The organism is Enterobacter sp. WCHEn090032 (assembly GCF_003986875.1).
In the GTDB taxonomy this organism is placed as follows: Bacteria; Pseudomonadota; Gammaproteobacteria; order Enterobacterales; family Enterobacteriaceae; genus Enterobacter; species Enterobacter sichuanensis.
In genome coordinates this window covers 38,664-57,787 of the sequence record NZ_RXRN01000014.1, presented here as the reverse complement: position 1 = coordinate 57,787, position 19,124 = coordinate 38,664, and the positions used below count along the sequence as shown (strand labels likewise).

The window sequence follows — 19,124 nt, the reverse complement described above, 5'->3', positions numbered from 1 at the left end:
ATGACTATTTCTCAGTGTAACATCTGGTCAAAAGTCCTGTTGTTGGTGGCACTTTTTTTTGCGGGGGGAGCCTCACAGGGGGCGGAAAAGTACGGTTTTAGTGCCGGGTTAAAACGCTGTGCGCTATGGGATACCTTTTTTCCAATTTCATTTCAAATTCCCGATCTACAGAATACAATGTTTGCACCTAAGCCGGTATTTAACGTCATCTATATTGCTGGAGATGATACGCCACATATGGATGATTTTTTTGATCTTTACTCGGTGGGGGGCAAACCTGTCTGGCCAATGTCACCGCTCTTGGCTGATGGCAGAAGTCAGCCGAAATGCCGAAAAAATGGAGATTGCATTGAGAGTGGAAAGGGAGGAGTGGGTAAGGGGATTTCTGCCTATGATGACATTGTAAACGAAGCCGCTTTAAAAAATGATGATAAAAAAGTTTTGGCGGATTCACCTTATACTGGTGGTGGCATTTTATGGCTATATTTGCCTACCCGTAAATTAAAATTATTACGCGTTGAGTTTTTCACACCTTCCCGTGGTACCAATGGGCCTATTTCAGATAAGGGGTATGTCGAACCCTTGTTCTTCGAGTACAGAGCAACAGGGAAGAGCGATGAGATGGAATTGACGACGATGGGGGGAACTGCCGCGGGTAATAATTTTAATGGCGTTAATTTACCTCCTAAAATCAAGCTGACCTGGCTATCAGCTATTCAGATTTGGCTACAGCGAGATGGTAATAGCGGCAATCTATGGCAAGATCTTATTCCTTATACAAATATGGTTTATTTCAATGAAACACAAATGGCCCAGGTCCCGAGTAACTGTCAATGACTTTGAAGATAATTATTATGGATATTTATAGAAGGTAAGTTTCGCATGGACGCTTTTTTCACGCCCTGGTACCCATGGCTGGCATTACTCCTGGGGGGGCTGATTGGCAGTTTTCTCAATGTGGTCATTTATCGTTTACCCATCATGATGCTGCGTGAAAATGCGACTGATGAAGAAAAGTTGACTCTGCCAGATGTTAATTTATGGTGGCCGCCATCGCATTGTCCCCGGTGTCAGCAAAAAGTGATGCCATGGGATAATATCCCTGTTGTCAGCTGGCTTCTTTTGCGTGGGAAATGTCGATATTGTCACTGTGCAATATCGGCTATTTATCCATTAAGTGAAGCTGTAATCGGTGTGGTTTTTTGGGGGTTAGTATTCTGCTTTTATCCGCAATATAGCCTTGTTCAGCTGACGTTCATCGCACTATTTTTATGCTTACTCTATACGCTTGCACTTATCGACATCACTACGTTTTTGCTGCCCGACAGTCTGGTGTATCTGTTGTTATGGACCGGGCTTATCGCCGCTGTGCGTAATATTATCCCGGTCTCTCCGCGAGATAGCGTCATGGGCACTGTTTTTATATGGGGTTTTACCTGGTTGATGGCCGAAGGTTACCAACGGATTAAAGGACGTGAAGGTTTTGGAAAAGGCGACGTGAAACTGTATGCCGCCTGTGCGGCCTGGTTGGGGGCAGCGAACGTTGCCATGCTCATTCTCGGATCAGCGTTGCTGGGGTTTGCTTGTTTTCTGCTGCGTCATTGCTTCGCTCGTTGCCGTCTCATCGCGGCTAAAGAAGATAAACAAGTGTATATCCCATTCGGTCCGGCGATTGCGGTGATGTCGGTGTACCTGATGTATACGGAGATACTTCATCTATGATCTCGCTGCTGCTTCATTTACTTCTGTTTCAGTTTGCACCTGAGGGCGTGAGTACTCCTACTGAGCATACTGTCACCCGCGCCACGCAGAGGCTGTTATCCCCTTCTGGTTTATATGATCCCACCTTGTTAGCCATGTTGGGGCAAATACCGCGTACTCCTGACATGCGTGCATACCCGGCGTGGCGTTCCATGTACATTGGATTCGAGCCGCTTTCCTGTCAGATCAGCGCTACAACGTTATGGCGTAAGGCTTTCGCTCTTTTACCTTCTGAGATCATGCCCTATAAAAGAGGGGATTTTTCCTGCGCACCCGTCATGGCACTGGCCCGGTTCTTTTCCGTTGTTGCTCCGTATGAAGCCGAAGATGTCGCCTATGAAGAAGATGAGGCTGCCAGCAATGTTTTCTCTGTCCTGAATCTGACGATCCCGACGCGAAGCGCTTCGCCTCCAGTATGGCGGCCTTTATTGCAACAACGTACTGCTTCTTTGATGGATGACATTCCCAAAGAGGCATTCATTTACCCGCTCACGCATGACATCGTGGTGACCTCACCTTACGGAATGCGCTATCACCCGATAATGCATCAATTTATGCGTCATGAAGGCGTTGATTTCCGTGCGCCTGTAAATAGCCAGGTCATGGCCATTGCTGATGGAGATGTTGTGGAGACGGGTTATGGCCCTGTGACGGGCTTCTACATTACCGTCAATCATGAAGATGGCTGGAGCAGCCGTTACCTGCATTTAAATTCTGTTCAGGTTTTTAAAGGCGATAAAGTGCTGCGAGGCAATGTTATTGCGTTATCCGGAGCAACCGGGCGCACCAATGGACCTCATCTTCATCTGGAGCTCAGTCAGCATCAGCAGCTTTTGGATCCTATGAATGTGCTTTCCGCGTCGACGTTGACGCCTAACGTCAGCGTTGCTCAGAGGAAACCAGCCCAGGAAGAGGCCACAAAACCGAAAACAGGGCCCGTCTCTACCACTCCCACGATCGCGCTGATCAGTGGAGAAGGGGAAAATATGCAGGTAGGCGTTCGAGTGGGCGCCAGAACGTTTTTTTACAGCCCGGGTGAGCCAGTTGAGACTGATGCAGGCATATGGCGCATAGTTAAACGTTATGGAAAATATAAGCTTGTTAAGCAAGAGAAGAAGGATGATTACAATTAGTAGATTGTTTTGTGGCCTTTTTTTCACCATGAATGGGCAAAAAGAAACGCTTTTGCTGTTTTTTTCCGCAGTTGATAAAATGCCAACAAAATGCCCTTGCGAAGGTCATTCGCTTTGGTTAGTATTCACACCCGCTTCAGTGGGAAACAAAAATCCTGCTAATTGGTCGAAGCATTGGTATGCGGCAAATCCGCAAGGAACAGGTTGATTATGTACGAAGCTCTTTTAGTTGTTTTCCTTATTGTAGCCATCGCTCTCGTAGCGCTGATCATGCTGCAACAAGGTAAAGGCGCTGATATGGGAGCCTCCTTCGGAGCAGGCGCTTCCGGTACGCTGTTCGGTTCAAGTGGTTCTGCGAACTTCATGACCCGCACAACGGCGATTCTGGCTACGCTGTTCTTCATCATCAGTCTGGTGCTTGGCAATATCAATAGCAACAAGACCAGCAAAGGAAGCGAGTGGGAAAACCTGAGCGCGCCAGCTAAAACTGAGCAGACTCAGCCAGCTGCACCGGCTAAGCCAACCAGCGATATCCCGCACTAAGTATTCTGTACCGAGGTGGTGGAATTGGTAGACACGCTACCTTGAGGTGGTAGTGCCCTAACGGGCTTGTGGGTTCGAGTCCCATCCTCGGTACCAATATTCCAGAAGAAAGACGTCGAAAGACGTCTTTTTTTTCGTCTGTATTCTGTGGATCTGATCTTTTGTAGGGCGGGTAAGCGCAGCACCACCCGCCATTTTTGCCCGGTGGCGCTGCGCTTACCGGGCCTAAGAAGGCTACAAAAAAGGCGCCTCTTGGGCGCCTTTTGCATGTCACATCAGCGATTACTTCTTGTCGCTGTGCTCCAGGTTTTCAACCTGCGGCAGGCCATTACCGGAACTGGCTGACAGCAAACCGTTCTCAACGTAGTTGAACAGCTTCTCACGGGTATCGGTGATATCCAGGTTACGCATGGTCAGCTGGCCAATACGATCGTCCGGCGAGAACACGGATTCGCCTTTCTCCATGGTCAGACGCTCTGCTTTGTAAGTCAGATTGTCAGACACTGTGTTCAGGATGGAGTAGTCATTCCCGCGACGCAGTTCCAGAGTCACTTCACCCGTAATCGCACTTGCCACCCAACGCTGCAGGGCATCACGCAACATCAGCGCCTGTGGATCAAACCAGCGACCCTGATACAGTAATTTACCCAAATGACGGCCATGAGAGTGATACTGCTCGATGGTGTCTTCGTTGTGAATACCGGTCAGCAGACGCTCGTAAGCGATGTGCAGCAGCGCCATGCCCGGGGCTTCGTAGATGCCACGGCTTTTCGCTTCGATGATACGGTTTTCAATCTGATCGCTCATGCCCAGACCGTGACGGCCACCAATACGGTTAGCTTCCAGCATCAGTTCAACATCATCAGAGAAGGTTTTACCGTTCAGCGCCACCGGATGGCCGCGTTCGAAACGCACGGTCACTTCTTCGGCCTGGATTTTGACGTTCTCGTCCCAGAACTTCACGCCCATGATCGGGTTAACGATCTTCACGCTGGAGTTCAGGAATTCCAGATCTTTTGCTTCGTGCGTCGCACCCAGCATGTTCGAGTCGGTAGAGTAGGCCTTCTCGACTGACATCTTATAGTCAAAACCGCAGGCGATCATAAACTCAGACATCTCATGACGGCCACCCAGCTCGTCGATGAAATCGGTATCCAGCCATGGTTTGTAAATCTGCAGTTCGGCGTTGGTCAGCAGGCCATAACGATAGAAACGTTCGATATCGTTGCCTTTATAGGTGCTACCGTCACCCCAGATGTTTACGCCGTCTTCTTTCATGGCGGCAACCAGCATGGTGCCGGTGACCGCACGGCCCAGCGGAGTGGTGTTGAAATAGGTTAGGCCGCCGGTGGTGTTATGGAACGCACCGCACTGAATCGCCGCGATACCTTCGGCGACCAGTTGCTTACGGCAGTCAATCAGGCGCGCGTTTTCTGCACCATACTCTTTTGCGCGACGAGGAATGGCATCATAGTCGTCCTCATCCGGCTGACCCAGGTTCGCAGTATATGCATACGGAACCGCTCCCTTCTGGCGCATCCACAGCAGTGCAGCGCTGGTATCCAGGCCGCCTGAGAAAGCGATGCCAATACGTTGTCCTACCGGAAGATGCTTGAGAATCGTCGTCATAGAATAAAACCCTGCTTGATTGACTGATTAGAGACCGCTTTCGCTCTCTTGTGCATTTTTATGCAAAATAAGTGAGTATTCATTTAATCATCTTTTGGCGAAGACCGGAAGAGACTCGTGCGTTTTTTGTAAAAATTTTGGTCTGTTCTGTCTGGCGGATGTCGCCTTGACAGGTGGGGTCAACTATCAATATACTAAACGCCGATTTTACGTCCCGTCTTCGGTACCAAATCCCAGCATTATTTGCAAATTCTGTCCAAAACGCGTAGAATTTGCCACGTTTCAGGCGCGGGGTGGAGCAGCCTGGTAGCTCGTCGGGCTCATAACCCGAAGGTCGTCGGTTCAAATCCGGCCCCCGCAACCACTTTCCCATAAAGTTCTTTTTCAAATATACTGTGAAGACTTAGAGCCTTCGTAGCTGGATTTGAAAAATTTCTTTCGGAGAGTGCTCCAGGCCACAGTTGTGGCTATAGGGTTCAGTTATCTAAAGCCCCGATTTATCGGGGTTTTTTGTTATCTGACTACAGAATAACTGGGCTTTACGCCCTTTTTTTATGTCTTGGGGGTGGGCTTGTCCACATTAGAGCAAAAATTAACAGAGATGATTACTGCACCGGTCGAAGCACTGGGCTACGAACTGGTCGGCATCGAATTCGTTCGCGGCCGTACATCGACGCTGCGCATCTATATTGATAGTGAAGATGGCATCAATGTTGATGATTGTGCTGATGTCAGCCACCAGGTGAGTGCGGTTCTTGATGTTGAAGATCCGATTACCGTTGCGTACAACCTGGAAGTTTCCTCACCTGGCCTCGATCGCCCGATGTTCACGGCCGAGCACTATGTGCGCTTTACCGGTGAAGAAGTGGCTCTCGTTCTGCGTATGGCCGTACAGAACCGCCGTAAATGGCAGGGAATTATCAAAGCCGTTGATGGTGAGATGATCACGGTGACAGTCGAAGGCAAAGATGAAGTGTTCGCGCTGAGTAATATCCAGAAGGCGAACCTGGTTCCCCACTTTTAACAGTCTGGATTGAGGTGAAAAGCCCGCGATGAACAAAGAAATTTTGGCTGTTGTTGAAGCCGTCTCCAACGAGAAATCACTGCCGCGTGAGAAGATTTTCGAAGCGCTGGAAAGTGCACTGGCTACAGCAACCAAGAAAAAATACGAGCAAGAGATCGATGTTCGCGTAGAAATCGATCGTAAAAGCGGTGACTTCGATACATTCCGTCGTTGGGTAATCGTTGAAGAAGTGACCCAGCCGACCAAAGAGATCACGCTGGAAGCGGCACGTTTTGAAGACGAGAGTCTGAACGTGGGTGACTACGTTGAAGATCAGATCGAATCTGTGACCTTCGACCGTATCACCACCCAGACCGCCAAGCAGGTTATCGTGCAGAAAGTGCGCGAAGCCGAGCGCGCGCTGGTTGTCGATCAGTTCCGCGATCAGGAAGGCGAAATCATCACTGGCGTGGTGAAAAAAGTGAACCGCGACAACATCTCCCTGGAGATCAAATCCGAAGGGTTGCCGGGTAACGCTGAAGCCGTGATCCTGCGTGAAGATATGCTGCCGCGTGAAAACTTCCGTCCAGGCGACCGTATCCGTGGTGTTCTGTACGCTGTCCGTCCAGAAGCGCGCGGTGCGCAGTTGTTCGTGACCCGTTCTAAACCAGAAATGCTGGTTGAACTGTTCCGTATCGAAGTACCGGAAATCGGTGAAGAAGTTATCGAAATTAAAGCGGCGGCTCGCGATCCGGGCTCCCGCGCGAAAATTGCGGTGAAAACCAACGACAAGCGTATCGATCCGGTCGGTGCTTGCGTCGGTATGCGTGGTGCGCGTGTCCAGGCAGTCTCTACTGAGCTGGGCGGCGAACGTATTGATATCGTTCTGTGGGATGACAACCCGGCGCAGTTCGTGATCAACGCAATGGCTCCAGCTGATGTAGCGTCTATCGTTGTTGACGAAGACAAACACACTATGGATATCGCTGTTGAAGCGGGCAACCTGGCGCAGGCAATCGGCCGTAACGGTCAGAACGTACGTCTGGCGTCACAGCTGAGCGGCTGGGAACTCAACGTGATGACCGTTGATGACCTGCAGGCTAAGCATCAGGCTGAAGCCCATGCGGCGATCGATACCTTCACTAAATACCTGGATATTGACGAAGATTTCGCCACTGTTCTGGTTGAAGAAGGTTTCTCTACGCTGGAAGAACTGGCCTATGTGCCAATGAAAGAGCTGCTGGAAATCGACGGTCTGGATGAACCAACCGTTGAAGCCCTGCGTGAACGCGCTAAAAACGCACTGACCACCCTGGCACTGGCTCAGGAAGAAAGCCTTGGCGATAAAAAGCCGGCTGATGACCTGCTGAATCTGGAAGGTCTTGATCGTGCGATTGCGTTCAAGCTGGCTGCCCGTGGTGTTTGTACGCTGGAAGATCTCGCCGAGCAAGGCGTTGATGACCTGGCTGATATCGAAGGTTTAACCGACGAGAAAGCCGGCGAGCTCATCATGGCCGCACGTAATATTTGCTGGTTCGGCGACGAAGCGTAATAAACTGTAGCAGGAAGGAACAGCATGACTGATGTAACTGTAAAATCGCTGGCTGCCGAGATTCAGACCTCCGTGGACCGCCTGGTACAGCAATTTGCTGATGCAGGGATCCCGAAGTCCGCTGATGACTCGGTGACCGCGCAAGAAAAACAAACCTTGTTAACGCACCTGAACCGTGAACACGGCTCTACGCCTGACAAGCTGACGCTGCAGCGCAAAACGCGTAGCACGTTGAATATCCCTGGTACCGGTGGCAAAAGTAAATCGGTACAAATTGAAGTCCGCAAGACGCGCACCTTTGTAAAACGTGATCCGCAAGAGGCAGAACGTCTTGCCGCGGAAGAGCAGGCACAGCGTGAAGCGGAAGAACAAGCTCAGCGTGAAGCGGAAGCAACCGCCAAACGTGAGGCAGAATTAAAAGCTGAACGTGAGGCCGCAGAAAAAGCGAAACGCGACGCAAGTGATAAAGTGAAGCGTGACGCTGCGGAAAAAGACAAAGTGAGCAATCAACAGACAGACGAAATGACCAAAACCGCCCAGGCTGAAAAAGCCCGCCGTGAAAATGAAGCTGCCGAGCTGAAGCGTAAAGCGGAAGAAGAAGCCCGCCGCAAGCTGGAAGAAGAAGCACGTCGTGTGGCTGAAGAAGCGCGCCGTATGGCAGAAGAAAACGAGAAGAACGGTGTTGATACCGCTGAGCAGTCTGAAGATACCAGCGACTATCACGTGACCACTTCTCAGCATGCGCGTCAGGCTGAAGATGACAACGACCGTGAAGTAGAAGGTGGTCGTGGCCGTGGTCGCAATGCGAAAGCGGCGCGTCCGGCGAAAAAAGGCAACAAACACGCTGAGTCTAAAGCTGACCGTGAAGAAGCGCGTGCAGCCGTGCGTGGCGGTAAAGGTGGTAAACAGCGTAAAGGTTCTTCTCTGCAGCAGGGCTTCCAGAAGCCAGCTCAGGCGGTTAACCGTGACGTTGTGATCGGCGAAACCATCACCGTTGGCGAACTGGCAAACAAAATGGCGGTAAAAGGCTCTCAGGTCATCAAAGCGATGATGAAACTGGGCGCCATGGCGACCATCAACCAGGTGATCGACCAGGAAACCGCACAGCTGGTTGCTGAAGAGATGGGCCACAAAGTTATCCTGCGTCGTGAAAACGAACTGGAAGAAGCAGTAATGAGCGACCGTGATACGGGTGCTGCGGCAGAACCGCGCGCACCGGTAGTGACCATCATGGGTCACGTTGACCACGGTAAAACCTCTCTGCTCGACTACATTCGTTCTACGAAAGTGGCCTCCGGTGAAGCGGGTGGTATTACCCAGCACATCGGTGCATACCACGTAGAAACTGACAACGGCATGATCACCTTCCTGGATACCCCAGGCCACGCCGCGTTTACCTCAATGCGTGCTCGTGGTGCGCAGGCGACGGATATCGTTGTTCTGGTTGTTGCTGCAGACGACGGCGTAATGCCACAGACCATCGAAGCTATCCAGCACGCGAAAGCGGCGGGTGTGCCGGTTGTGGTTGCAGTGAACAAGATCGATAAACCAGAAGCGGATCCGGATCGTGTTAAAAACGAACTGTCCCAGTACGGCATCCTGCCGGAAGAGTGGGGCGGCGAAAGCCAGTTCGTACACGTGTCTGCGAAAGCGGGTACCGGTATCGACGATCTGCTGGATGCGATCCTGCTGCAGGCTGAAGTTCTGGAGCTGAAAGCCATCCGTAACGGTATGGCGAGCGGTGCGGTTATCGAATCCTTCCTGGACAAAGGCCGTGGCCCGGTTGCTACCGTTCTGGTTCGTGAAGGTACCCTGCATAAAGGCGATATCGTTCTGTGTGGTTTCGAATACGGTCGCGTGCGTGCGATGCGTAACGAATTGGGTCAGGAAGTGCTGGAAGCCGGTCCGTCCATTCCAGTGGAAATCCTTGGCTTGTCCGGTGTGCCGGCTGCCGGTGACGAAGTGACCGTAGTGCGTGACGAGAAGAAAGCGCGTGAAGTTGCACTGTATCGTCAGGGCAAATTCCGTGAAGTTAAACTGGCTCGTCAGCAGAAATCTAAACTCGAGAACATGTTCGCGAACATGGCTGAAGGCGAAGTTCACGAAGTGAACGTCGTACTGAAAGCTGACGTTCAGGGCTCTGTGGAAGCGATCTCCGACTCCTTACTGAAACTGTCGACTGACGAAGTGAAAGTGAAGATCATCGGTTCTGGTGTCGGTGGTATCACCGAAACCGACGCTACCCTGGCTGCTGCGTCCAACGCCATCCTGGTTGGCTTCAACGTGCGTGCTGATGCTTCTGCTCGCCGCGTGATCGAAGCAGAAAGCCTGGATCTGCGTTACTACTCCGTCATCTATAACCTGATCGACGAAGTGAAAGCAGCGATGAGCGGTATGCTGTCGCCTGAGCTGAAACAGCAGATCATCGGTCTGGCTGAAGTACGTGACGTCTTCAAATCACCGAAATTCGGTGCAATCGCGGGCTGTATGGTTACCGAAGGTACCATCAAACGTCACAACCCAATCCGCGTTCTGCGCGATAACGTGGTTATCTATGAAGGCGAGCTGGAATCCCTGCGCCGCTTCAAAGATGACGTTAACGAAGTCCGTAACGGCATGGAATGTGGTATCGGCGTGAAGAACTACAACGACGTTCGCGTAGGCGATATGATCGAAGTGTTCGAGATCATCGAAATCCAGCGTACCATCGCTTAATCTTCGTTAAGATTGCTGATTGTAGGCCGGGTAAGCGAAGCGCCACCCGGCAACTATTTCAAAAGGGGCTGAAGGCCCCTTTTTTGTCTGGAGAATTTATTATGGCGAAAGAGTTTGGTCGCCCACAGCGCGTCGCGCAGGAAATGCAGAAAGAGATCGCCCTCATTCTGCAACGTGAAATTAAAGATCCCCGCGTCGGCATGATGACCACCGTGTCGGGTGTAGAAATGTCCCGCGACCTGGCCTATGCCAAGGTGTTCGTCACTTTCCTGAACGATCAGGACGAAGCGGCAGTGAAAAACGGCATTAAAGCGCTGCAGGAAGCGTCAGGTTTCATCCGCTCTCTGCTCGGCAAAGCAATGCGTCTGCGTATCGTTCCAGAACTGACCTTCTTCTACGACAACTCGCTGGTTGAAGGGATGCGTATGTCCAACCTGGTGACCAGCGTGGTGAAACATGACGACGAGCGTCGTGTTAACCCGGCGGACGACAGCAAGGAGGACTGATGAGTCGTCCTCGTCGTCGTGGTCGCGACGTGCATGGTGTGCTGCTGCTGGATAAACCCCAGGGCGCTTCCAGCAACGACGTGCTGCAAAAAGTGAAGCGCATTTACAACGCCAACCGTGCGGGCCACACTGGCGCGCTCGATCCGCTGGCAACCGGCATGCTGCCGGTCTGCCTGGGAGAAGCGACAAAGTTTTCCCAGTACCTGCTCGACTCCGATAAACGTTACCGCGTTATCGCTAAACTGGGCCAGCGCACGGATACCTCCGATGCCGATGGCCAGGTGGTCGAAGAGCGCCCGGTGACGTTCAGCGCGGAACAGCTTGATGCTGCCCTGGAGAGCTTCCGCGGGGACACGATGCAGGTGCCATCGATGTATTCGGCGCTGAAATATCAGGGAAAAAAACTCTACGAATATGCGCGCCAGGGCATCGACGTCCCGCGTGAAGCCCGTCCGATCACCGTGTATGAGCTGCTCTTTATTCGCCACGAAGGTGATGAGCTGGAACTGGAAGTACACTGTTCGAAAGGCACCTATATTCGTACCATCATCGATGACCTGGGCGAGAAGCTGGGCTGTGGCGCGCATGTGATCTACCTGCGTCGCCTGGCGGTCAGTAAATACCCGGTTGAGCGGATGGTGACCCTGGAACAGCTGCACGCGCTGGTTGAACAGGCACACGCGCAGGGGATAGCGCCGGCCGATTTGCTCGATCCTCTGCTGATGCCGATGGATAGCCCGGCAGCGGATTTCCCTGTGGTTAATCTTCCTTTAACATCGTCCGTTTACTTTAAGAACGGCAACCCGGTTCGTACGGCGCAAGCGCCGCAGGAAGGGCTGGTTCGCGTGACTGAAGGTGACGACGGTAAGTTCATCGGAATGGGCGAAATGGATGGCGAAGGGCGCGTTGCGCCGCGTCGTCTGGTCGTCGAATATCCGGTCGACGCGTGACGGCGATAACGGCTCACCTTGCGATAAGCAGGGGAGACGAGTAGAATATCGCCGCTTAACGCCTGGTGAATTGTTTAACAATCCGCGAGGCGTACATGGGGTCGCTGAATTAGAGATCGGCACCCTTACATTCTTTATACTTTGGAGTTTGAAAATGTCTCTAAGCGTTGAAGCTAAAGCTAAAATCGTTTCTGAGTTTGGTCGTGGTACTAACGACAGCGGTTCTACCGAAGTTCAGGTTGCACTGCTGACTGCACAGATTAACCACCTGCAGGGTCACTTTGCAGAGCACAAAAAAGATCACCACAGCCGTCGTGGTCTGCTGCGTATGGTTTCTCAGCGTCGTAAACTGCTCGACTACCTGAAACGTAAAGATGTTGCACGCTACACCGCGCTGATCGAGCGTCTGGGTCTGCGTCGCTAAGTCTTGCGAGTTTCAGAAAAGGGGGCCTGATGGCCCCTTTTTTCAACCAGACGGCAGCAATTCACTGGAAACTATTGTATTGTTGCTATAAATGATCTTCATTGCAGAGGTTCGCGCGGCTAATGAGAGGCTTCACCCATGGGGGTGTTGGTTGTCATTAGTCGCGAGGATGCAAAGAAGGTCGGGTCAAATCGACAGCACACCGGTGGTGTGCTGTCAAACATTTAAGAAAGGACAGAATTTTGCTGAATCCGATCGTTCGTAAATTCCAGTATGGTCAACATACCGTCACGCTGGAAACCGGTATGATGGCTCGTCAGGCTACTGCTGCCGTTATGGTAAGCATGGATGACACCGCGGTATTCGTTACCGTTGTGGGTCAGAAAAAAGCTAAACCAGGTCAGGACTTCTTCCCTCTGACCGTTAACTACCAGGAGCGTACTTACGCTGCCGGTAAAATCCCGGGTGGCTTCTTCCGTCGTGAAGGCCGTCCAAGCGAAGGCGAAACCCTGATCGCGCGTCTGATTGACCGCCCGGTTCGTCCGCTGTTCCCGGAAGGCTTCGTTAACGAAGTTCAGGTTATCGCGACCGTTGTGTCCGTTAACCCACAGGTTAACCCGGACATCGTTGCGATGATCGGCGCGTCCGCTGCCCTGTCACTGTCTGGTATTCCATTCAATGGCCCAATCGGTGCGGCGCGCGTCGGTTACATCAACGACCAGTACGTACTGAACCCGACTCAGGAAGAGCTGAAAGAGAGCAAGCTGGACCTGGTGGTTGCCGGTACTGAAGCCGCTGTGCTGATGGTTGAATCCGAAGCTGAACTGCTGAGCGAAGACCAGATGCTGGGCGCTGTGGTCTTCGGCCACGATCAGCAGCAGGTTGTTATCCAGAACATCAACGAACTGGTGAAAGAAGCCGGTAAGCCACGTTGGGACTGGCAGCCTGAAGCAGCAAACGACGCGCTGAACGCACGCGTTGCTGCACTGGCAGAATCTCGCCTGAGCGATGCTTACCGTATCACTGACAAACAGGAGCGTTATGCTCAGGTTGACGTGATCAAAGACGAAACCATCGCCACGCTGGTTGCTGAAGACGAAACGCTGGATGCTAACGAGCTGAGCGAAATTCTGCATGCCATCGAGAAAAACGTGGTGCGTAGCCGCGTGCTGGCAGGTGAGCCACGCATCGATGGCCGTGAAAAAGACATGATCCGTGGTCTGGATGTGCGTACTGGCGTGCTGCCACGTACTCACGGTTCTGCGCTGTTCACCCGTGGTGAAACGCAGGCGCTGGTAACTGCGACGCTGGGTACTGCACGTGACGCACAGATCATCGACGAACTGATGGGCGAGCGCACTGACAGCTTCCTGTTCCACTATAACTTCCCTCCGTACTCCGTTGGTGAAACCGGTATGGTTGGCTCGCCGAAGCGTCGTGAAATTGGTCACGGTCGTCTGGCGAAGCGCGGTGTGCTGGCTGTGATGCCAGATGCGGACAAATTCCCGTACACCGTCCGTGTGGTTTCTGAAATCACCGAATCCAACGGTTCTTCTTCTATGGCTTCCGTATGTGGTGCCTCTCTGGCGCTGATGGATGCAGGCGTGCCAATCAAAGCCGCCGTTGCGGGTATCGCAATGGGTCTGGTGAAAGAAGGCGACAACTATGTTGTTCTGTCTGACATTCTGGGCGACGAAGACCACCTGGGCGATATGGACTTCAAAGTGGCGGGTTCCCGCGACGGTATCTCTGCGCTGCAGATGGATATCAAAATTGAAGGTATCACCAAAGAGATCATGCAGGTTGCGCTGAACCAGGCTAAAGGTGCACGTCTGCACATCCTGGGCGTGATGGAACAGGCGATTAACGCGCCGCGTGGTGATATCTCTGAATTCGCTCCGCGCATTCACACCATCAAGATCAATCCAGACAAGATCAAAGATGTTATCGGTAAGGGCGGTTCCGTTATCCGTGCGCTGACCGAAGAGACGGGCACCACGATCGAAATCGAAGATGACGGTACTGTGAAAATCGCAGCAACCGACGGCGAGAAAGCGAAATTCGCGATCCGTCGTATCGAAGAGATCACCGCAGAAATCGAAGTGGGCCGTATCTACAGTGGTAAAGTGACCCGTATCGTTGACTTTGGCGCATTTGTGGCCATCGGTGGCGGTAAAGAAGGTCTGGTTCACATCTCTCAGATCGCTGACAAGCGCGTTGAGAAAGTGACCGATTACCTGCAGATGGGTCAGGAAGTACCGGTTAAAGTTCTGGAAGTTGATCGCCAGGGCCGTATCCGTCTGAGCATTAAAGAAGCAACTGAGCAGTCTCAGCCAGCTGCTGCGCCTGAAGCACAGGCTGCAGAACAGCAAGGCGAGTAAGTTGCGATTTGCCCTCCGCTTTGCGGAGGGCCTGGTATCAGGCAGGACGCCTTGTTAAGCCGCCGGGGGACAGGACGTTCATCCAATAGTTGTCTTCGGGAGTGGGAAATGAAGCCTTTTTTGCGCTGGTGTTTCGTTGCGACAGCTTTAACGCTGGCAGGATGCAGCAACTCTGCCTGGCGTAAGAGCGAAGTCCTCGCAGTGCCATTGCAACCGACTTTGCAGCAGGAAGTGATTCTGGCACGCATGGAACAAATACTTGCCAGTCGGGCTTTAACCGATGACGAACGCGCACAGCTTTTATATGAGCGCGGAGTGTTGTATGATAGTCTTGGTCTGAGGGCATTAGCGCGGAATGATTTTTCACAAGCGCTGGCTATCCGACCTGATATGCCTGAAGTATTCAATTACTTAGGCATTTATTTAACGCAGGCAGGCAATTTTGATGCTGCCTATGAAGCGTTTGATTCTGTACTTGAGCTTGATCCAACTTACAACTACGCGCACTTGAATCGCGGTATCGCATTGTATTACGGCGGTCGTGATAAGTTAGCGCAAGATGATCTGCTGGCGTTTTATCAAGACGATCCTAATGATCCTTTCCGTAGCCTGTGGCTTTACATCGTTGAGCAGAAGCTCGATGAGAAGCAGGCAAAAGAGGCACTGAAACAGCGCTTCGATAAATCGGACAAGGAACAGTGGGGATGGAACATTGTCGAGTTCTACCTGGGCAACATTAGCGAAGCAACGCTGATGGAACGCCTCAAGGCGGACGCAACGGATAACACCTCGCTCGCTGAGCATCTCAGTGAAACCAACTTCTATTTAGGTAAGTACTACCTAAGTCTGGGGGATAAGGACAGCGCTACGGCACTGTTCAAATTAGCGGTTGCTAACAACGTACACAACTTCGTTGAGCACCGTTATGCATTGTTGGAATTATCGCTCTTGGGCCAGGAGCAAGACGACCTGGCAGAATCGGACCAGCAATAGCTGACGACATAAACATCAGCCCGTAATCTTTTGATTGCCATCACCTTAACTGGTGAGGGCGTTGTTGTTCGTCAATACACCTACTTTGAGCCGGTTCACACTTTTCAATGAAAATTGCTAATCATTTTCACGATGAGCTAAGTAGACTGGCCGCCATTGACATTGAGGCACTCGTACTACATGGCTGAATTCGAAACCACTTTTGCAGATCTGGGCCTGAAGGCTCCTATCCTTGAAGCCCTTAACGATCTGGGTTACGAAAAACCATCTCCGATCCAGGCTGAGTGTATCCCACACCTGCTTTCTGGTCGTGACGTGCTGGGCATGGCCCAGACTGGTAGCGGTAAAACTGCAGCGTTCTCGCTGCCGCTGCTGAACAACATTGATCCGGACCTGCGTGCACCGCAGATCCTCGTCCTGGCTCCAACCCGTGAACTGGCTGTTCAGGTTGCTGAAGCCATGACGGAATTCTCTAAACATATGCGCGGCGTAAACGTGGTAGCCCTGTACGGCGGCCAGCGTTATGACGTGCAGTTACGCGCCCTGCGCCAGGGCCCACAGATTGTTGTCGGTACGCCGGGCCGTCTGCTGGATCACCTGAAGCGCGGTACGCTGGATCTCTCTAAACTGAGCGGTCTGGTACTGGACGAAGCAGATGAAATGCTGCGTATGGGCTTCATCGAAGACGTTGAAACCATCATGGCGCAGATCCCGGACGGTCATCAGACCGCGCTGTTCTCTGCCACCATGCCTGAAGCTATCCGTCGCATTACCCGCCGCTTCATGAAAGAGCCGCAGGAAGTGCGTATTCAGTCCAGCGTGACGACTCGCCCGGACATCAGCCAGAGCTACTGGTCTGTGTACGGCATGCGTAAAAACGAAGCGCTGGTTCGTTTCCTGGAAGCGGAAGATTTTGATGCGGCGATCATCTTCGTTCGTACCAAAAATGCGACCCTGGAAGTGGCTGAAGCCCTGGAACGTAGCGGCTACAACAGCGCAGCGCTGAACGGCGACATGAACCAGGCCCTGCGTGAGCAGACGCTGGAGCGTCTGAAAGACGGTCGTCTGGATATCCTGATTGCAACTGACGTGGCAGCACGTGGCCTGGACGTTGAGCGTATCAGCCTGGTGGTTAACTACGACATCCCGATGGATTCCGAGTCTTACGTTCACCGTATCGGTCGTACCGGTCGTGCGGGTCGTGCGGGCCGTGCGCTGCTGTTCGTTGAGAACCGCGAGCGTCGTCTGCTGCGTAATATCGAACGCACCATGAAGCTGACCATTCCAGAAGCCGATCTGCCAAACGCAGAGCTGCTGGGCAAACGCCGTCTGGAAAAGTTCGCCGCGAAAGTCCAGCAGCAGCTGGAAAGCAGCGATCTGGATCAGTACCGTGCGCTGCTGTCCCAGATCCAGCCTGTTGCTGAAGGCGAAGAGCTGGACATGGAAACCCTGGCTGCAGCACTGCTGAAAATGGCGCAGGGTGAACGTAGCCTGATCGTGCCGCCAGATGCGCCGATGCGTCCTAAGCGTGAATTCCGTGACCGTGACGATCGCTTCGAACGTCGTGGCGACCGTAACGATCGTGGCCCACGTGGCGACCGTCCAGAGCGTGGTGGTGAAGACCGTCCACGTCGTGAACGTCGCGATGCGGGTGATATGGAGCTGTACCGCATTGAAGTGGGCCGTGATGATGGCGTTGAAGTGCGTCACATCGTTGGCGCGATCGCCAACGAAGGCGACATCAGCAGCCGTTACATCGGTAACATCAAGCTGTTCGCATCCCACTCTACCATTGAGCTGCCAAAAGGCATGCCGGGTGAAGTACTGCAGCACTTTACGCGTACTCGCATCCTGAACAAGCCGATGAACATGCAGCTGCTGGGTGATGCACAGCCACGTCCTGACCGTGGCGGCGAACGTCGTGGCGGTGGTCGCGGTTTCGGTGGCGAGCGTCGTGAAGGTGGTCGCAGCGAAGGTCGCGGTGGTGAAGGTCGTCGTTTCTCCGGCGAGCGTCGCGAAAACCGTGGCCCACGTCGTGAAGAAGGCACCAGCCGTCGTCGTTTCGGTGACGCGTAAGCCTTGCACTTCTGACGTAAAGTAAAATATACAGCCCCGATAGATGCTATCGGGGCTTTTTTTATTCCCTTTGTACTCTTGTACTGGTACAGTGCGTCACATTAAAATGCAGAACCGCATGATTGACTGGAGAAAAGGCTGTATGGCGACACTAACCACCACCCAAACGTCACCTTCGCTGCTTGGCGGCGTGGTGATCATCGGCGGAACCATTATAGGTGCCGGGATGTTTTCCCTGCCCGTGGTCATGTCCGGTGCGTGGTTCTTCTGGTCGCTGGCCGCACTGGTCTTTACCTGGTTCTGTATGCTTCATTCCGGGTTGATGATCCTCGAAGCCAACCTGAACTACCGCATTGGCGCGAGCTTCGACACCATCACCAAAGATCTGTTAGGCAAAGGCTGGAACCTGGTCAATGGACTCTCCATCGCATTTGTCCTGTACATCCTGACCTACGCCTACATTTCGGCGAGCGGCTCGATTCTGCATCACACCTTCTCGGAGATGTCGCTGAACGTTCCGGCGCGTCTGGCAGGATTGTGCTTTGCACTGGGCGTGGCGTTTATCGTCTGGATGAGTACCAAAGCGGTGAGCCGGATGACGGCCATTGTACTGGGTGCAAAGGTGATCACCTTCTTCCTGACGTTCGGCAGCCTGCTGGGGCACGTAACGCCGGCAACGCTGTTTAATGTCGCCGAAGTGAACACCTCGTATACGCCGTATTTGCTGATGACGCTGCCGTTCTGTCTGGCTTCGTTTGGCTACCACGGTAATGTGCCGAGCCTGATGAAGTACTACGGCAAAGATCCGCGCACTATCGTGAAATGTCTGGTCTACGGTACGCTGCTGGCGCTGGGGCTGTATGTCATCTGGCTGCTGGGAACCATGGGCAACATCCCGCGTCCAGAATTTATTGGCATTGCACAGAAGGACGGTAACATTGATGTGCTGGTGCAGGCGCTGAGTGGCGTTCTGAACAGCCGCAGTCTGGATCTGCTGCTGGTGGTGTTCTCCAACTTTGCGGTGGCAAGCTCGTTCCTCGGCGTGACGCTGGGCCTGTTTGACTACCTGGCAGATCTGTTTGGCTTCGATGACTCCGCGATGGGACGCTTCAAAACTGCACTGCTGACCTTCCTGCCACCGATTGCGGGTGGCCTGCTGTGGCCGAACGGCTTCCTGTACGCCATCGGCTATGCCGGTCTGGCAGCGACCATCTGGGCGGCAATTGTGCCGGCGCTGCTGGCCCGAAAATCACGTCAACGCTTCGGCAGCCCTAAATTCCGCGTCTGGGGCGGCAAACCGATGATTGTACTGATTCTGGTATTTGGTGTGGGTAACGCGCTGGTTCACGTGCTGTCGAGTTTTAACCTGTTGCCTGTGTATCAGTAAGTTTTTGTGCCGGATGGCGGCTACGCCTTATCCGGCCTACGCGATCCCGTAGGCCCGGTAAGCGAAGCGCC

The 19,124-nt window shown here is 52.8% G+C and carries 17 protein-coding genes and 2 tRNA genes; 18 read left to right on the top strand and 1 reads right to left on the bottom strand.

Features of this window, described 5'->3' with window-relative positions; translation table 11 throughout:
* The 6 genes from EKN83_RS13770 to EKN83_RS13745 all read left to right on the top strand — a co-directional run bounded on the left by EKN83_RS13770 (position 1) and on the right by EKN83_RS13745 (position 3,533).
* Positions 1-837 (top strand): hypothetical protein, encoded by an 837-nt coding sequence (locus tag EKN83_RS13770; protein ID WP_126801136.1) that lies wholly within the window; start codon positions 1-3, stop codon positions 835-837.
* 45 nt (positions 838-882) lie between these two features.
* Positions 883-1,722: a prepilin peptidase gene (locus EKN83_RS13765; RefSeq protein ID WP_126801135.1), complete on the top strand. Its 840-nt coding sequence runs from the start codon at positions 883-885 to the stop codon at positions 1,720-1,722.
* A complete protein-coding gene (locus EKN83_RS13760; protein ID WP_126801134.1) occupies positions 1,719-2,894 on the top strand; it encodes a M23 family metallopeptidase in 1,176 nt (391 codons plus the stop codon). Before EKN83_RS13765 ends, EKN83_RS13760 begins: the two co-directional genes overlap by 4 nt.
* On the top strand, positions 2,881-3,102 hold the full coding sequence (locus EKN83_RS13755) for a hypothetical protein (RefSeq protein WP_126801133.1): 222 nt from the start codon (positions 2,881-2,883) through the stop codon (positions 3,100-3,102). The genes EKN83_RS13760 and EKN83_RS13755 overlap by 14 nt, the downstream gene beginning before the upstream one ends.
* 2 nt (positions 3,103-3,104) lie before the next feature.
* A complete protein-coding gene (secG, locus tag EKN83_RS13750; RefSeq protein ID WP_023309338.1) occupies positions 3,105-3,437 on the top strand; it encodes a preprotein translocase subunit SecG in 333 nt (110 codons plus the stop codon).
* Between the two features lie 9 nt (positions 3,438-3,446).
* Positions 3,447-3,533, top strand: a tRNA-Leu gene (locus tag EKN83_RS13745).
* A gap of 186 nt (positions 3,534-3,719) precedes the next feature.
* Here EKN83_RS13745 and argG read toward each other — a convergent pair.
* Positions 3,720-5,066, bottom strand: coding sequence for an argininosuccinate synthase (argG, locus tag EKN83_RS13740; RefSeq protein WP_126801132.1), 1,347 nt, complete (start codon positions 5,064-5,066; stop codon positions 3,720-3,722).
* A 287-nt stretch (positions 5,067-5,353) separates the two neighbouring features.
* Between argG and EKN83_RS13735 the strand changes: the two genes are divergently transcribed.
* From EKN83_RS13735 to mtr, 12 genes are all read left to right on the top strand, one after another.
* A tRNA-Met gene (locus tag EKN83_RS13735) sits at positions 5,354-5,430 on the top strand.
* Positions 5,431-5,637: 207 nt separating this feature from the next.
* Positions 5,638-6,090 (top strand): ribosome maturation factor RimP, encoded by a 453-nt coding sequence (gene rimP / locus EKN83_RS13730; RefSeq protein WP_014833432.1) that lies wholly within the window; start codon positions 5,638-5,640, stop codon positions 6,088-6,090.
* 28 nt (positions 6,091-6,118) lie between these two features.
* On the top strand, positions 6,119-7,621 hold the full coding sequence (nusA, locus tag EKN83_RS13725) for a transcription termination factor NusA (protein WP_003861798.1): 1,503 nt from the start codon (positions 6,119-6,121) through the stop codon (positions 7,619-7,621).
* 24 nt (positions 7,622-7,645) lie between these two features.
* Entirely contained in the window at positions 7,646-10,336 is a 2,691-nt protein-coding gene (gene infB, locus EKN83_RS13720; RefSeq protein WP_025756714.1) for a translation initiation factor IF-2, read from the top strand.
* Between the two features lie 101 nt (positions 10,337-10,437).
* The gene (rbfA, locus tag EKN83_RS13715) at positions 10,438-10,842 is read left to right on the top strand and encodes a 30S ribosome-binding factor RbfA (RefSeq protein WP_003024988.1); all 405 of its coding nucleotides are present in this window, start codon (positions 10,438-10,440) and stop codon (positions 10,840-10,842) included.
* The gene (truB, locus tag EKN83_RS13710) at positions 10,842-11,792 is read left to right on the top strand and encodes a tRNA pseudouridine(55) synthase TruB (RefSeq protein WP_025756715.1); all 951 of its coding nucleotides are present in this window, start codon (positions 10,842-10,844) and stop codon (positions 11,790-11,792) included. The genes rbfA and truB overlap by 1 nt, the downstream gene beginning before the upstream one ends.
* 154 nt (positions 11,793-11,946) lie before the next feature.
* The gene (gene rpsO, locus EKN83_RS13705; protein ID WP_003861789.1) at positions 11,947-12,216 is read left to right on the top strand and encodes a 30S ribosomal protein S15; all 270 of its coding nucleotides are present in this window, start codon (positions 11,947-11,949) and stop codon (positions 12,214-12,216) included.
* Positions 12,217-12,458: 242 nt separating this feature from the next.
* Positions 12,459-14,597, top strand: coding sequence for a polyribonucleotide nucleotidyltransferase (gene pnp, locus EKN83_RS13700; protein ID WP_047959536.1), 2,139 nt, complete (start codon positions 12,459-12,461; stop codon positions 14,595-14,597).
* Positions 14,598-14,705: 108 nt separating this feature from the next.
* The gene (gene nlpI, locus EKN83_RS13695; protein ID WP_013098912.1) at positions 14,706-15,590 is read left to right on the top strand and encodes a lipoprotein NlpI; all 885 of its coding nucleotides are present in this window, start codon (positions 14,706-14,708) and stop codon (positions 15,588-15,590) included.
* A 107-nt stretch (positions 15,591-15,697) separates the two neighbouring features.
* On the top strand, positions 15,698-15,778 hold the full coding sequence (gene yrbN, locus EKN83_RS23690) for a protein YrbN (RefSeq protein ID WP_100122156.1): 81 nt from the start codon (positions 15,698-15,700) through the stop codon (positions 15,776-15,778).
* Positions 15,771-17,666 carry a DEAD/DEAH family ATP-dependent RNA helicase gene (locus EKN83_RS13685; protein WP_025756718.1) on the top strand — a complete coding sequence of 632 codons (1,896 nt, stop codon included), beginning with the start codon at positions 15,771-15,773 and terminating at the stop codon, positions 17,664-17,666. Before yrbN ends, EKN83_RS13685 begins: the two co-directional genes overlap by 8 nt.
* A gap of 142 nt (positions 17,667-17,808) precedes the next feature.
* Positions 17,809-19,053: a tryptophan permease gene (gene mtr, locus EKN83_RS13680; RefSeq protein WP_126801131.1), complete on the top strand. Its 1,245-nt coding sequence runs from the start codon at positions 17,809-17,811 to the stop codon at positions 19,051-19,053.
* Positions 19,054-19,124: the final 71 nt, after the last annotated feature.